Source organism: Candidatus Ulvibacter alkanivorans, from assembly GCF_003333325.1.
GTDB lineage: Bacteria > Bacteroidota > Bacteroidia > Flavobacteriales > Flavobacteriaceae > Ulvibacter_A > Ulvibacter_A alkanivorans.
In genome coordinates this window covers 25,827-41,133 of the sequence record NZ_QOLC01000087.1, presented here as the reverse complement: position 1 = coordinate 41,133, position 15,307 = coordinate 25,827, and the positions used below count along the sequence as shown (strand labels likewise).

8 protein-coding genes are annotated in these 15,307 nt (G+C 41.9%); all 8 read right to left on the bottom strand.

Going from position 1 to position 15,307, the window contains the following annotated elements; translation table 11 throughout:
- Positions 1–81: 81 nt before the first annotated feature.
- The 8 genes from DWA30_RS08760 to purL all read right to left on the bottom strand — a co-directional run bounded on the left by DWA30_RS08760 (position 82) and on the right by purL (position 15,302).
- Positions 82–951, bottom strand: a complete 870-nt coding sequence (locus DWA30_RS08760) for a TolB family protein (RefSeq protein ID WP_136073180.1) — start codon at positions 949–951, stop codon at positions 82–84.
- 129 nt (positions 952–1,080) lie between these two features.
- Positions 1,081–2,892: an acyl-CoA dehydrogenase FadE gene (locus DWA30_RS08755; RefSeq protein WP_114492163.1), complete on the bottom strand. Its 1,812-nt coding sequence runs from the start codon at positions 2,890–2,892 to the stop codon at positions 1,081–1,083.
- Positions 2,893–2,965: 73 nt separating this feature from the next.
- A complete protein-coding gene (locus DWA30_RS08750) occupies positions 2,966–4,156 on the bottom strand; it encodes an acetyl-CoA C-acyltransferase (RefSeq protein ID WP_114492162.1) in 1,191 nt (396 codons plus the stop codon).
- A gap of 39 nt (positions 4,157–4,195) precedes the next feature.
- Entirely contained in the window at positions 4,196–6,604 is a 2,409-nt protein-coding gene (locus tag DWA30_RS08745; protein ID WP_114492161.1) for a 3-hydroxyacyl-CoA dehydrogenase/enoyl-CoA hydratase family protein, read from the bottom strand.
- A gap of 1 nt (position 6,605) precedes the next feature.
- Positions 6,606–7,058, bottom strand: a complete 453-nt coding sequence (locus DWA30_RS08740) for a MarR family winged helix-turn-helix transcriptional regulator (protein ID WP_114492160.1) — start codon at positions 7,056–7,058, stop codon at positions 6,606–6,608.
- A gap of 188 nt (positions 7,059–7,246) precedes the next feature.
- Positions 7,247–9,028 carry an AMP-dependent synthetase/ligase gene (locus DWA30_RS08735; protein ID WP_114492159.1) on the bottom strand — a complete coding sequence of 594 codons (1,782 nt, stop codon included), beginning with the start codon at positions 9,026–9,028 and terminating at the stop codon, positions 7,247–7,249.
- Positions 9,029–9,145: 117 nt separating this feature from the next.
- Positions 9,146–11,542, bottom strand: coding sequence for a M14 family metallopeptidase (locus tag DWA30_RS08730; RefSeq protein ID WP_114492158.1), 2,397 nt, complete (start codon positions 11,540–11,542; stop codon positions 9,146–9,148).
- Between the two features lie 67 nt (positions 11,543–11,609).
- Positions 11,610–15,302 (bottom strand): phosphoribosylformylglycinamidine synthase, encoded by a 3,693-nt coding sequence (purL, locus tag DWA30_RS08725; protein WP_114492157.1) that lies wholly within the window; start codon positions 15,300–15,302, stop codon positions 11,610–11,612.
- Positions 15,303–15,307: the final 5 nt, after the last annotated feature.

Below are 15,307 nucleotides of genomic sequence, written 5' to 3'. Positions count from 1 at the left end.
AATGTATTCTTGCGTTGTTCTAATGCTATAATTACATACGGATTTTAATTTAGTTAAAGATACTAAATCCAATTTCAACAATCACTCTTTGGCTTCGGCAACCAAAGCGATCTGTTTTCCGTTGGGGCTCACGGTAATTCTCGTAATATTTTCGATCATATATTCTGAAAGATCTGCAACCTTTTCCCACGATTGCTTTCCGAAGGAATCATAAACAAATAAAGAAGCATTACTTCCAATGAGCAAGCGTGACTCGTCGATCCAGGCATAATCCTGAATACCAACCGGCAGTTCGCAAATAAAATAACTTTCCATATCCTTGAGATCGAGCTGAAAAACATCGAATTTATCTTCCTCGTTCTTAACTGTGTAACTCATGGCATTCGTGTTTGGGATCTTGTGGATAGATCGTCCTGCATTTATAAGCAGCGTATCAGTTTGTTGCTGCTTAACATCTATCATGGTTAGGTCAAGACGATCGTCTGAAAGTACTGTTGCTAATAGTTTGTTTTTGTCAACGAAGGCAAAATATGCCACTTGGATATCTGTAATAATTTCTGAAACAGCCCCATTTTCTTCATAGGCGTACAGGCGTTGAAGTCCGCTTGGGTCCAAGCGAACAGCAGCCACTTTTTTTGTGTTTGGTATCGACTGAGGGGAGTATTCTCCGCCTGGTGTGGCGGCGTATTTCCACTGTGATCTTAGGGTCTCTGTGTCTTGCACTACTATATCGGTCGCTCCCTTATTGGTCCTAGCGTACAGAATGGTTGAATTGTCGATAAAATACGGCTGATTGTCATAACCCGGATTTTGAGAAGCGTTACGGAAATTAGAAATAGGAAAGATCGAGTCGGTCGTCGAGACATTCATAATATAGATCTCAGATTCTCCTCCTTGCGCCATGCTAAGTAGGGAACTACAAAGCATAAGTAGTAATAAACTATTTTTCATAGGTGTTTTTCTTCGATTTAAAGGTAACAAACTTCGGTCCAGAATCCATAAAAAAAATCCGTACACACAAGGTGCACGGATTTCAACTAACTAACCAATATTTCAATTATGAAACTAACTGAAATTTTTTTAGAAGGGATAGGTGTTTTCAGCCGTTACCTTCTCTGCGATCGTATTTCGCAATTGTACGATGTTCGGGTAGTTCTGATATTTGGTAAATCGTTTCAGTCCCATTAGCATCATACGCTGTTCGTCTCCTTCGGCAAAAGAAATAATCCCTTCTTTTGCTTTCTGATTTATTTTGTCTACGGCATTGTATAAGTTCAATTTTGCCATAGCGACCTGTTCTTTTTGCGCTTCTTCACCAAAACGTTTGGCGTTCTTCTCAGCACGTAGAATAGCACTTTCTGCCATATAGATCTCGATAAGGATATCTGCTGAAGCCAATAAAAGCTGTTGGTGTTCTTCCAGATCTGGTCCAAATTTTTGAACCGCACCACCGGCTACCATGAGAAATACTTTTTTCAATTTAGCGATCATTTCTTTTTCTTCGGAAAGCAATTCAGAATAATCTGGTGTGTCGAACGATGGGATTCCGGTTAATTCGGAAGCCACATCTTGCGCTGGACCTAATAGGTCTACATGACCTTTCATCGCTTTCTTAACCAGCATTCCAACTGCCAGCATACGGTTAATTTCGTTGGTTCCTTCATAGATCCTAGAAATTCGCGCATCTCGCCATGCTGCTTCCATTGGAGTGTCGGCACTAAAGCCCATTCCTCCAAAGATCTGTATGCCTTCATCGGAGCAGTTTTGTATGTCTTCAGAAACAGAAACTTTCAGAATAGAACATTCAATAGCGTATTCTTCTACACCTTTTAATTCGGCTTCACTATGCGAACTGCCTTCTTTCATTCTAATAGCGATACGGTCTTCGATATTTTTCGCGGCGCGATAGCTGGCACTTTCACCTACATAAGCAGCCGTTGCCATTTCGGCCAGTTTAGATTTTATCGCCCCAAATTTTGCAATTGGAGTCTTGAACTGTACACGATCGTTGGCATATTTGACGGCTCCGTTTATGACACGACGTTGTGCATCTAAACAAGCTGCGGCCAATTTAATTCGACCTACATTTAATGCATTCATCGCGATCTTGAATCCGTTGCCACGCTCCGAAAGCATATTCTCAACAGGTACCTTGGTTTCATTGAAGAACACTTGACGAGTAGAGGAAGCGTGAATACCTAACTTTTGTTCCTCTTCGCCCATAGTGATCCCGTTGTCCGGATCATTTTCTACTATAAAACCGGTAATGTTCTTATCGTCTTCAATACGGGCAAAAACGATCATAAGGTCGCAAAAGCCGGCGTTGGAGATCCACATTTTCTGTCCGCTGATCTTATAATGTGTTCCGTCTTCCGATAGGACGGCTTTGGTCTTCCCGCTATTGGCATCACTTCCAGCTCCGGGTTCGGTTAAACAATAGGCACCAAACCACTCGCCGGTAGCTAATTTAGGGACATACTTCTTTTTCTGTTCCTCGTTACCATATAAGGTGATAGGCATGGTTCCGATCCCTGTATGAGCTCCAAATGCAGTTGCGATAGAGCCTGTCGCTCCAGATATATAGTCACACACTAACATGGTGGTTACGAACCCCATTCCTAGACCGCCGTATTCTTCAGGTACTGCCACACCCAAGAGTCCCATTTCTCCGGCCTTCCTCATGATTTCCTCGGTTAAGGCATAGTCTTTTTTCTCGAATCGTTCTTTCTTTGGCCAGATCTCGCGATCGACAAAATCTTTAACTGATTCTTTCATCATTTTTTGTTCTTCGGAAAAGTCTTCCGGAGTAAAAATATCTTCACAAGCGGATTCTTTTACTAAGAATTGTCCGCCACGAAGTAGTTCTTTATTGGTATCTTTTAGTGTGTCCATTGATTTTATATTATTTAGTCCTAGTCCTGAGGCAATTCAGCAAGCCTCTTGTACTTATTTTATTGAGTCTTACTTATTTTAGAAATTCGTATATGCCCGCAGCACCTTGTCCGGTTCCCACGCACATAGTAACCATCCCGTATTTGCCTTGCATGTTGCGCTTTCGCATCTCATCGAATAGTTGCACCGATAACTTGGCACCTGTACATCCTAATGGATGACCCAAAGCGATGGCCCCTCCATTAACATTTACGATATCTTTGTTTAAATCTAATTCACGGATCACTGCTAACGATTGGGAGGCAAACGCTTCATTCAATTCGATAAGGTCTATGTCTTCTTGTTTCATCCCAGCCTGTTTCAAGGCTTTCGGTATGGCTTTGATGGGGCCGATACCCATGATCTTTGGTGGTACTCCGGCAACACCAAAATTGACCATACGAGCTATGGGTTCTAAGTTTAATTCCTTGACCATTTCTTCGCTCATTACCATGACAAATGCCGCTCCATCACTCATTTGAGAGGAATTACCTGCGGTTACGCTACCGCCTTCAGCAAAGACAGGTCTAAGTTTGGCAAGTGCTTCTAAATTAGTTCCTTTTCTAGGCCCTTCATCTTTGGTTACTGTATAGGTTTTAGATTCTTTTTTACCATCCTCATTTACAAAAGTGTGCTCCACTTCAATAGGTACGATCTGATCTTGAAAGCGATCCTCTTCCTGTGCTTTTAACGCTTTCATATGCGAATTATACGCAAACTCATCTTGGTCTTCGCGTGAAACCTTGTATTGGTTTGCAACTGCCTCTGCGGTTAGTCCCATCCCCCAATAATAATCCTCATGACCATTTTGAGCCAATTCGTAATCGGGAGTAGGCTTATAACCACCCATAGGGATATAGCTCATGCTTTCGGAGCCACCTGCTATAATACAGTCGGCCATTCCACTTTGAATCTTAGCGGTTGCCATCGCAATGGTTTCAACCCCGGAGGCACAATATCTATTTACAGTGACTCCCGGAACATCTTCGATCTTTAGTCCCATAAGAGAAATCAATCGTGCCATATTTAACCCTTGTTCTGCTTCTGGCATGGCATTACCCACGATCACATCGTCGATTCGTTTTTTATCTAAGTTAGGTAACTCATTCATCATGTGCTGAATGGTTTCCGCAGCCAATTCGTCGGGTCTTTTAAAACGAAAAACCCCTCTAGGTGCTTTACCTACGGCTGTTCGATATGCTTTAACTATATATGCTGTTTTCATGTTTTGTGCTTTATTTTAATAGTAATGTGTTGGTACTATTTAATTTCTTAAAGGTTTTCCTTTTTGGATCATGTGTTGTAGGCGCTCCAAGGTCTTACGTTCACCTGTTAGGCTTAAGAATGCTTCACGTTCCAGATCTAATAAGTACTGTTCACTTACAAGGCTTGCTTCCGATAAATCGCCGCCCGCCATTACGTAAGCGAGCTTATTCGCAATTTTCTTGTCGTGCTCACTAATGTAGTTTCCGGCTTCCATTTGATCGGTCCCTACCAAGAACATACCTAATGCTTGTTTACCGAGCACTTTCACATCCTGTCTTGGAATTGGTTTGGTATACCCTTGATCGGCCATCATTCTGGCTACTTCCTTAGCTGCTGCGAGTTGTCTTTTTTCGTTGACAATTACAATATCCTTTCCTTTTTGAAGTATTCCGGTATCATAGGCTTCATAGGCCGAAGTGGAAACTTTTGCCATTCCAATGGCTAAGAAATATTCTCGCAATCTGTTTAGCTCTACATCATTTTCTCTAAAAGTGTCGCTTGCTCGCAAGGCCATTTCTTTCGAACCGCCTCCGCCGGGAATGACTCCTACACCAAATTCAACCAAACCTATGTAACTTTCGGCTGCTGCAACAACCCGATCTGCATGCAACGTTAATTCGCAACCACCGCCTAAGGTCATTGCGTGTGGTGCAACCACCGTGGGAATAGAAGAGTAGCGTAAACGCATACAAGTGTCTTGAAAATACTTTACTGCTGCGTTTAGTTCGTCGTATTCTTGTTCTACGGCCATCATAAAGATCATGCCCACATTAGCTCCTACACTAAAGTTCTTACCTTGATTGGCAATTACCAATCCGTCGTATTGGGCTTCTGCAATATCGATAGCTTTGTTAATTCCGGCTAAAACGTCGCCTCCAATGCTATTCATTTTACTTCTAAACTCAACATTTAGAATTCCATCTCCAAGATCTTCTACAACGACACCACTGTTTTTAAATACTTCGGAAGACTCACGAATATTGTCTAGGATAATAAATGCATCTTGACCGGGCACCTTGACATGTGTTTTTTCAGGGATACCGTAATAATAGGTATTTCCTTCTCGTACATCGTAAAAAGAATCGACTCCTGTTTCGAGCATCTCATTAACCCATTTAGCAGGTTTTTTGTCTACTGCTTTAATAAGCTCTATTCCTTTTTGAACACCAATGGCATCCCATATTTCGAAAGGACCGTGTTCCCAGCCAAATCCGGCTTTCATCGCCTCGTCTATCTTATAGAGTTCATCGGTAATCTCAGGAATGCGTTTAGACACATAAGCGAACATGGCTCCGAAATTCTTTCGATAGAATTCACCCGCTTTATCCTTACCGTTTATTAATACCTCAAAACGATCGGCTACGTTGGCTACCGATTTCGTTTGCTCCAGTGTTGCGAACGATGCCTTCTTCTTTTCTCGGTATTCCATAGAATCCAAGTCGAGTGAAAGAATGTTGCTATTGCCTTTTTCGTCTTTAACTTTTTTATAAAATCCTTGACCTGTTTTACTTCCAAGCCATTTGTTTTCCATCATGGTATCGATAAACTGTGGAAGTTTAAAGATGTCGTGCTCCTCGTCTTCAGGAACATTCTCGTAAATACCATTAGCTACGTGGACCAATGTGTCTAGACCTACAACGTCTACTGTACGAAAGGTTGCCGATTTTGGTCTACCGATGACCGGACCTGTTAGCTTATCGACCTCTTCTACCGTTAGTCCCATGTCTTTGACTAAATGGAACAGACTTTGAATTCCGAAGATACCAATACGATTTCCAATAAAAGCCGGAGTGTCCTTCGCCACTACAGCGCTTTTTCCTAAGAACTTTTCACCATACATGGTGAGAAAATCCAAGACATCTTGATCGGTGTCCGGGCCAGGAATGATCTCGAACAATTTTAAATAGCGTGGTGGATTAAAGAAGTGTGTTCCACAAAAATGCTTACGGAAATCTTCACTTCTGCCTTCATTCATAAATTTGATCGGAATCCCGGAAGTGTTGGAAGTTATTAAAGTACCGGGTTTTCTGTGTTTTTCCAGATTTTCAAATACCTGTTTTTTTATGTCTAAACGCTCAACGACCACCTCAATGATCCAGTCTGCATCTTTTACTTTAGCAATGTCGTCCTCGAGATTACCTGTGGTAATTCGATTGGCGAAATCCTTGTGATACAAAGGAGCCGGCTTTGATTTTATAGCAGATTGCAACGCTTCATTTACCAAGCGGTTACGTACTTGCTTATCTTCTAGCGTAAGTCCTTTCGATTTCTCTTTGTCGGTTAATTCTCGCGGAATAATATCGAGGAGTAATACTTCTACACCAATATTAGCGAAATGACAAGCGATACCACTTCCCATGATACCCGAGCCAATTACCGCGACCTTATTTATTCTTCTTTTTGACATATTATGCTGTGTTTTTTTCGGTGGTATATATTTTCTTTGAATTAATGAGTTCCAAAATCGTGTTGGCCACTCTTTTAAATGTCTGTAATTCTTCTTCGGAAACTGCTTCTTGTACAGCTTCATCAAATCGTAATACAACGCCTTTAGAAAACTCACGCATCTCTTTTCCGAAGGGGGTAAGGTGAATCAAGACACCACGTCCATCTAACGGATTCGGTTTGCGTTCTATCAAGCCTTTTTCTTCCATAGATTTTAATGTTCTAGAAAGACTGGTCGCTTCCATACCCATTTTAGGTCCTAACGCAGTAGAAGGCGTTCCCTCTTCCGGATCTATGCTAATAAGGGCAAATCCGGTGGCCATGGTGCTGCCTTTTTTTCCTGCCTCTTCATTGTACATTTTCATTACGCCCATCCAAGTAGAGCGCAGTATATAATCGATGGTTTTTTCTTTCAAAAGGTGTGCTTTTCAAATTTGGAATACCAAAGATAGAAAAATTTATTATGCACGCATAGTAAATAGTTGAATTTTTTCGACCATCCTATCAACTTATTGCATAATGCATATCGAAGCGGCTAGGGAACTTGTCAAATGTTAGCCTCATAAAACAACAAAGAGCCTTGAAAGGCTCTTTGTAACATTAACTATTGTCGGTCGTAGATCTTTTCGTAGAGGTCTTTATACATTTCCTTTATTACCTTCCGTTTTGCTTTCATTGTTGGAGTTAATTGACCACCTTCAATGCTCCACACATCTGGAGTTAGTTCGAAGCGTTTTACTTTCTCCCACTTTCCGAAGCGCTCATTATATTTATTTACTTCTTTCTGTATGCGTTCAACTAGCACCTCGCTTTTTACAGCTTCTTTAGGATCTTTAGGAATATCGATCCCTTTTTTCTTAGACCATGCTTCTATGAACTCCCATGAAGGTTGAATAAGGGCACCCGGCATTTTTTCTCCTTCACCAACCACTAGTATTTGTTCAATAAAACCAGACTGCTTCATGGCGTTCTCTATAAGTTGTGGAGCTACATATTTTCCACCACTTGTTTTAAACATCGATTTTTTACGATCGGTGATCTTTAAGAATCCTTCGTCGTCTATCTCTCCAATATCGCCTGTATGGAAATAGCCGCCTTTTAATACTTCATCGGTTTGTTCTGAATCTTTATAATAGCCTATCATTACTTGAGGACCTTTGATCAATATCTCACCATCGTCGGCTATTTTGACCTCTGTTTCCGGAAGCGGTTTACCAACGGTTCCAATTTTAAATCCGTGGTTTCTCATATCATTCACGGAGACCACCGGCGATGTTTCGGTGAGGCCATATCCTTCCATTACAGGACATCCCGCTGCATTAAAAACGCGTGCCAATCGAGGCTGTAAGGCAGCACTTCCTGAAGCGATCGCTTTTAAATTTCCGCCCAATGCTTCTTGCCATTTGCTAAAAATAAGCTTACGAGCCACTTTTAACTTGGTTTCGTACCACCATCCATTTTGACCATATGGCTCCCATTCCAGCCCTAACTCAACAGCCCAAAAGAAAAGCTTCTTCTTGGCGCCCGTTAGATCGTTTCCTTTCGCTATGATCTTATCGTATACTTTTTCGAGCAAACGAGGCACGGCTGTCATTACTTCGGGCTGCACTTCTTTTAGATTTTCACTTATGGTTTCGAGGCTTTCAGCAAAGTGAATGCTAACACCGCAATATTGGTACATATACAGTAGCATACGTTCATAGATATGACAAACAGGTAAAAAGCTCAAGGCTTTCGATTTTCCCATTTCGATTGGTAATCGCCCTTCACTGTGTTTTGCATTACTGGCAATGTTCTTATGGGTTAACATAACGCCTTTAGGTCTTCCGGTTGTTCCGGAAGTATAGATCAAAGTTGCTAGATCATCCTCTTTTACAGCTTCCATTCGTTTGTCTAATTCCGACTGCAAATCGTCATGCTTCATTCCCAGTTCAAGGACTTCACTATAATTTGGACAGCCGTCAATAGTATCGAAGCAATAGACCTCTTTTAAGGAAGGAACATTCTTTCTAATCTTATTGATCTTTTCTAATACCTCTTTACATGACACAAAGCAGTAGATAGATTCACTGTGATTTAATACATATTCGTAGTCGTCTTCGGAAACAGTTGGGTAAATAGGCACATCTTGTGCTCCCGTTTGTAAGATCCCAATATCACAAATATTCCATTCGGTACGATTGGTCATAGAAATTATCGCAATCTTATCGTTTGGCTGAACACCCATTTTAATAAGTCCGCGACTTAAAGCACTTGCTTTGTCTATATATTCTTGTGTTGAAATTCCTACCCATTTACCATCGTATTTGGTAACCAAGGAATGTTCTTGGGGATATTTATGAAGTTGATAATATGGAAAATCGAAGAGTCTTTTAGGATCGGTCATAATCTAATTGTTGAGAGGATGCAAAATAGTAAAATTTTTCAGAAGTATACTGAAATAAAAAAAGGAGTATCGTTGCTGCGATACTCCTCTTAAGATACTAATTTTTAGCCGAGCTCCTTATTGTTTTAGAATTTTAAACGTTTTTGAGGCTGTTTCCGAAGTAAGCTTCAGTAAATACATTCCCGCAGCGTACGCACTATAGTCGATCTCTTGTGAACCACTATTGTCTTTTGCGCTGTAAATTAACCGTCCTTGCAAGTTGTAAATATCCAGATCGTAGCTTTCTAAATTGGTAGTAACTTGTAAGATATCACGTACAGGGTTGGGATAAAGTATAACGCTGTTTTCTGAAATATCGTTGGTCGTTAGTACGGTATCTTCTACCACGTTTATTTTAAGGTCGTCAAAGTAAAAGCCATCGCCACGAACTCCACCATCTGAGCTCAAGCGAAAACGTACCAAAATATTCGATCCCAAATAATCACTAAGGTCTATCTCTTCCAATACCCAGTCGTTCTGTGTTCCGTCGTACAACGGCTCACCGGTTGGTTGTGCGTTGTTGGAACTTCCGGCATTTGTAAATTTTCCACACTGTGGAATCCAACTGCTTCCTCCATTGGTAGAAACTTCGAACTGAACGTAGTCAAAATTATTCTCGATCTCCCATTTTGCATAGAAGGAGGCTGTGGCACCGGTGGCTCCCGATAGATCGATCGCATTGCTCAAGGTAATTGTTTCGCTGCTGTTATTCGGGTAATTGCCTGAAGGCGAATCGGTAATTGATGAAGAAGGAGATACGAAAGTGCTTGAAGTGACGCCCCAACCATTATTGTTAAAGTTGGTGGTTACACTATTCCCCGGATCGGTAAATACGGCCGAAAGGCTTCCAAATTTTTTAGTAATTCGAGTGGCACTGTCATAACTTCCGTTGTTTACTACGATGTCGTAAATAATGTCATCACCCGCAGTCGTGCCACCAGCTAACGAATATGAAATAGACTCGCTAGTTGATTGCAACACCGAAAGATTAGTGATCTCTACAGGAGTTCCAACCGATGTGATGTTAGAAGAAACGGCTTCGATGCGTACGGTAAAATCGCCACTGCCCGAAACGCCCAATCGACGAACATCGAAGGTCGAGTTCACAGTTCCCTGATCTCCTACGTAAGTGGCAGAGGTTTCAGTTACGGAAGCATAATTATTAACCATCTTGGCGGCTGTAATGTTTAGATACATCATACTTTTACAAATTCCCTCGATCTGGTTCGACGGGGGCCAAAACGAAGGTCCTATTTCTGGGGTAAAGGCATAGATCTTATCATGGGTGTTTATGGTACCGTACATAAAATCATCGCTATCTCCAGCCGCCGGATACAGATCGGACGAAATGATATTATCGAAACCATTTCGTGAGACCAATTCGGCCGAAACTCCTTGAAAAAGATCATCTTCGGGTGTTGGTGCGTTGTCGGTGTAGCCGTAGGGGTAAAGCAACAGATCACCGGAGGTATGATTGTTGAATGCCATCACAAAATCGTGATTTTCAACAAACCATTTTATGGCTTGGGTCTCTACTTCGGAAAAAGGCGCGGGTCCATGATATACCTCGCTACCGGTATTGCTTGAGGTGCCTTCGCCACCCCATACATTGTTGTTTGGGTCCCCATTGATGTAGTAGTCATAGTTTCTATTGAGATCGGTCCCATAACCGTTCTTCCTGTTCTTTCGCCAAAATCCGCCACCATTAGGATCGGTCTTTTCATTGTAGAGATACCCATCCGGGTTAATTACGGGAACGAAATAAAGTTCTGTGTTGTCAACGATGCTTCGTATTTCAGGATCACTGTCGTAATTCTCTAATAGATACCACATGTAAAAGATGAGCTGTGACAAGCTCGCCGGCTCTCTCGCATGATGAATGGCAGTATATAGAATTTGAGGCTCTCCTTCGGAAGACGTATCGGGATTATCACTAATCTTAACCCACTTTATACCGTTTCCGCCAATAGATGGCGTAGTTGAATTATCGGGTTGTCCTTCCGTGAGAAAAGTTCCAATATTCGATTTAGCGGTGATAAGATCAGGATATAGCGCTTTCATCTGATCTAATTCGTCCAGCATTTCTTGGTAGGTAAGGTAACCGCCCATAGCGCCAAGTTCAAAATTTGCCGGAGTCTGGTAATTCGTGGTTTGTGAATCACAGGTCGGATTTTTATAAGGTGCCGTGTTAGCTCTGTTTTGCTGAAGAAAATATGCTTTAGAGTCATCGATCAGTATTTCAACCGAATATCCCGCATTGCGAGCCGTTTGTATTTCTGAAACCGAAAAATCTGAAATGATAAAATGTCCTTTCTTATGTGTGCCGTGTGTTACGGGAATACCCATATTTGCCAAACGAGCGAGGTCGTTAGAAGCGCTGAGCATTATTTTCGCACGCTGGTGTTTTTCTTGATATTCCTGTGAAAAGCCTGTAATCGTTACGCACAGTAATAAATAAAGGACAATCTTTTTCATAATACAGTTTTCTATTGAATGATTTCTATTAGCAGTCGGTAAATAACGCAACAACTAACAGCTAAATTTAGTTGTTTTCCAGCCATTTACGGGCGTTTACGAATGCCTCTAACCAAGGTGACACTTCGTCCTTACGATCACTAGGGTAGTGGCCCCAGTTCCATGGGAAAGTAGAGCGTTCTAGGTGTGGCATCATCACCAAGTGTCTTCCGGTTGGATCGGTCATCATTGCGGTATTGAAATCACTACCATTGGGGTTGGCCGGTAGTGTTTCATAGCCGTATTTCCCTACGATCTCGTATTGGTCTTCCGACTTCGGAAAACTGAATTTTCCTTCACCGTGTGCTGCCCAAATTCCCAAGGTACTTCCCTCAAAAGATGATAACATCACAGATTTGTTCTTCTGAATGGTCACCGAAGTAAAATTACATTCAAATTTACCTGTATCGTTATGTAGCATTTTCGGTTTTTCGTCGTGGTGGGGGGTAAGCAGCCCCAATTCTACAAACAATTGGCATCCGTTACATACGCCTAACGACAAGGTATCTTCTTTTGCAAAAAAGTTCTTTAAAGCTTTATTGGCTTTTTCGTTATATAATACGGCGCCGGCCCAGCCTTTTGCACTTCCTAATACATCACTATTCGAAAAACCACCAACAGCTGCAATAAACCGAATGTCTTCCAATGTTTCTCGACCTTCGATGAGGTCGGTCATATGAACGTCTTTCACATCAAATCCAGCCAAATGCATGGCATTGGCCATTTCACGCTCACTATTACTTCCTTTTTCCCGTATCACTGCTGCTTTTATACGGTTATTCCCAGGAGTAGCAGTTATGGGTAATTTTCCTGTAAATTGCTTCGGAAAGTTAAAACGCAATGGTTGATCCTTATAATTTTGGAATCTTTCTTTTGCCAAGGCTTCGCCACTTTGTCTTTGGTCTAACAAATAGGATGTCTTATACCAAAGGTCGCGCATTTCAGGAATGCTGAAACTAAAGTTAGTCGTGTTATGCTTCAGTTTAAGTTCTTCGGAATTGGTAGCTTGTCCCAGTTTTACAAAGTCAATGTTATTTTCCGAAAGTACATTCTCTACTGCGATATCTTCCGAAGCCTGTATTACAACACCACAATTTTCAGAAAATAATACTTTTATGCTGTCACTTTCGGGCATGGCCGAAAGATCGATGTTTGCGCCTAGTGAAACATCGGCAAAGCAGAGTTCGAGTAGGGTAGTGATTAAGCCTCCGGAAGCAACATCATGACCTGCAGCGATCTTCCCGTCTTTAATAAGCTGTTGCAAGGTATTAAAAACACGCACTACATAGTCTGCGTTTTGAACGGTTGGGGCTTCGTTACCTACTGCATTTAACAGTTGGCCAAATGAAGAACCTCCAAGTTTAAAATCGTCTTGTGAGATATTGATATAATAGATACTCTGCGCATTTTTTTGCAGCACAGGTTCTACCACATTTTTAATGTTATCGCAATGGGCGGCAGCAGAGATGATCACGGTACCGGGAGAGATAACTTCCTCGTCTTTGTACTTTTGCTTCATCGATAAGCTATCCTTTCCTGTAGGAACATTGATGCCTAGTGCAATTGCGAATTCACTTACGCCTTCTACAGCTTTATACAATCGGGCATCTTCCCCGGGATTGTTACAAGGCCACATCCAGTTTGCCGACAGTGAAATACTCTTTATCCCTTTTTCTAGAGGAGCCCAAACGATATTGGTCAAGGCTTCGGTTATTGCAGTTCTAGATCCGGCAACAGGATCGATCAAGGCTGCGATGGGTGCGTGACCAATACTGGTTGCGACGCCTTCTTTTCCGTGGTAATCCAGAGCCATTACGCCACAGTTGTTAAGTGGTAATTGTAGGGGTCCGGCACATTGTTGTTTAGCAACACGACCAGTAACACAGCGATCGGCCTTATTTGTAAGCCAATCTTTACAAGCAACTGCTTCGAGTTGCAGTACATCTTTTACATACGATTCAAGTTTATTTGTATCGTAAGATGGTTCTGAATAGTGTCTGTGAACGGTACGATCTTTCATTATGGTTTGCGGTGAACTGCCAAACATATCGGCAAGTTCAAAGTCCATTGGTTTAGCACCTGTCTTATTACTTTCGAAGGTAAAACGGTAGTCTCCCGTCACATCACCCACTTCGTACATGGGGGCGCGTTCTCTGGCGGCCACACGTTGTAATTTATCGATGTCGGAATCTCCAATTACGAGCCCCATGCGTTCTTGAGATTCGTTTCCAATAATTTCTTTCGCCGAGAGTGTAGGATCGCCTACCGGAAGTTTGTCCAAATCTATTTTTCCTCCTGTTTCCTCTACCAATTCACTTAAACAATTGAGGTGACCACCTGCTCCGTGATCGTGGATTGAAACGATGGGATTGTGTTCACTTTCAACCATGCCACGAATGGCATTCGCTGCACGTTTTTGCATTTCAGGATTCGAGCGTTGAATGGCGTTCAATTCGATACCACTAGAAAATTCACCGGTATCGGCCGATGAAACTGCTGCTCCACCCATTCCGATGCGATAGTTTTCTCCACCAAGGATCACCACTTTATCACCTTTTTCCGGACGATCTTTTATGGCTTGGTCTGCTTTTGCATATCCAATTCCGCCGGCAAGCATGATCACCTTATCAAACCCTAATTTTCGATCATCGATATTTGGTGTTTCAGCTTTATTTTCTTCATGTTCGAAGGTTAACACCGAACCGGCGATTAGCGGTTGACCAAATTTGTTTCCGAAGTCGGAAGCGCCATTACTTGCTTTAATAAGGATATCCAGTGGTGTTTGGTATAACCAATCACGTGCTTTCATCTTCTTTTCCCACGGGCGGTCTTCTAACAATCGAGAATAGGAAGTCATGTAGACTGCAGTTCCAGCAAGGGGTAATGATCCTTTTCCACCCGCCAATCGGTCGCGAATTTCACCACCGCTTCCTGTTGCTGCCCCGTTGAACGGTTCTACCGTAGTGGGAAAGTTATGGGTTTCTGCTTTTAGCGAGATAACACTGTTAAAAGGGATTTCTTGATAAAAATCAGGAGTATCGGCGTTTTTTGGAGCAAATTGAACAGCCTTGGGTCCTTTTATGAATGCTACATTATCCTTATAAGCCGATACGATCTCATTGGGGTGTGCTTCCGAAGTCTTCTTTATCATTTTAAACAAAGAAGAAGGCATTTCTTTTCCATCGATCTCAAAAACCCCGTTAAATATCTTGTGTCGACAGTGTTCACTGTTCACTTGACTAAATCCGAACACCTCACTATCGGTTAATTTTCGTCCAAGCTTTAAGGCTAGATTCTCGAGATACACAATCTCTTCTTTATTTAAAGCGAGGCCTTCTTGCTCGTTATAAGCAGCAATATCATCGATCTCTTTGATGGCTTCCGGTTCCATGTTAACGGTGAAGATATCTTGGTCTAACCCTTGTAGTTTTTGCGAAAGCATAGGATCGTAACTAGAAAAACCTTCAGCGACCTGTTTAAATTCTTCAATACGTGTAATCCCGGTGATGCCCATGTTTTGGGTGATCTCAACAGCATTGGTGCTCCAAGGCGTGATCATGGCTGTACGTGGTCCTACAAAAAAATCCGCAATTGCGGATTTATCTATTCTAGGTTGGTTGCCAAATAACCATTCTAATTTCTGGATGGATGCTTTTGAAAGTTCCTCGTGGGTTTGGACAGCAAAAACAGTGCTTTTTACGTCTCCAAAAAAATGAATCATTCTAG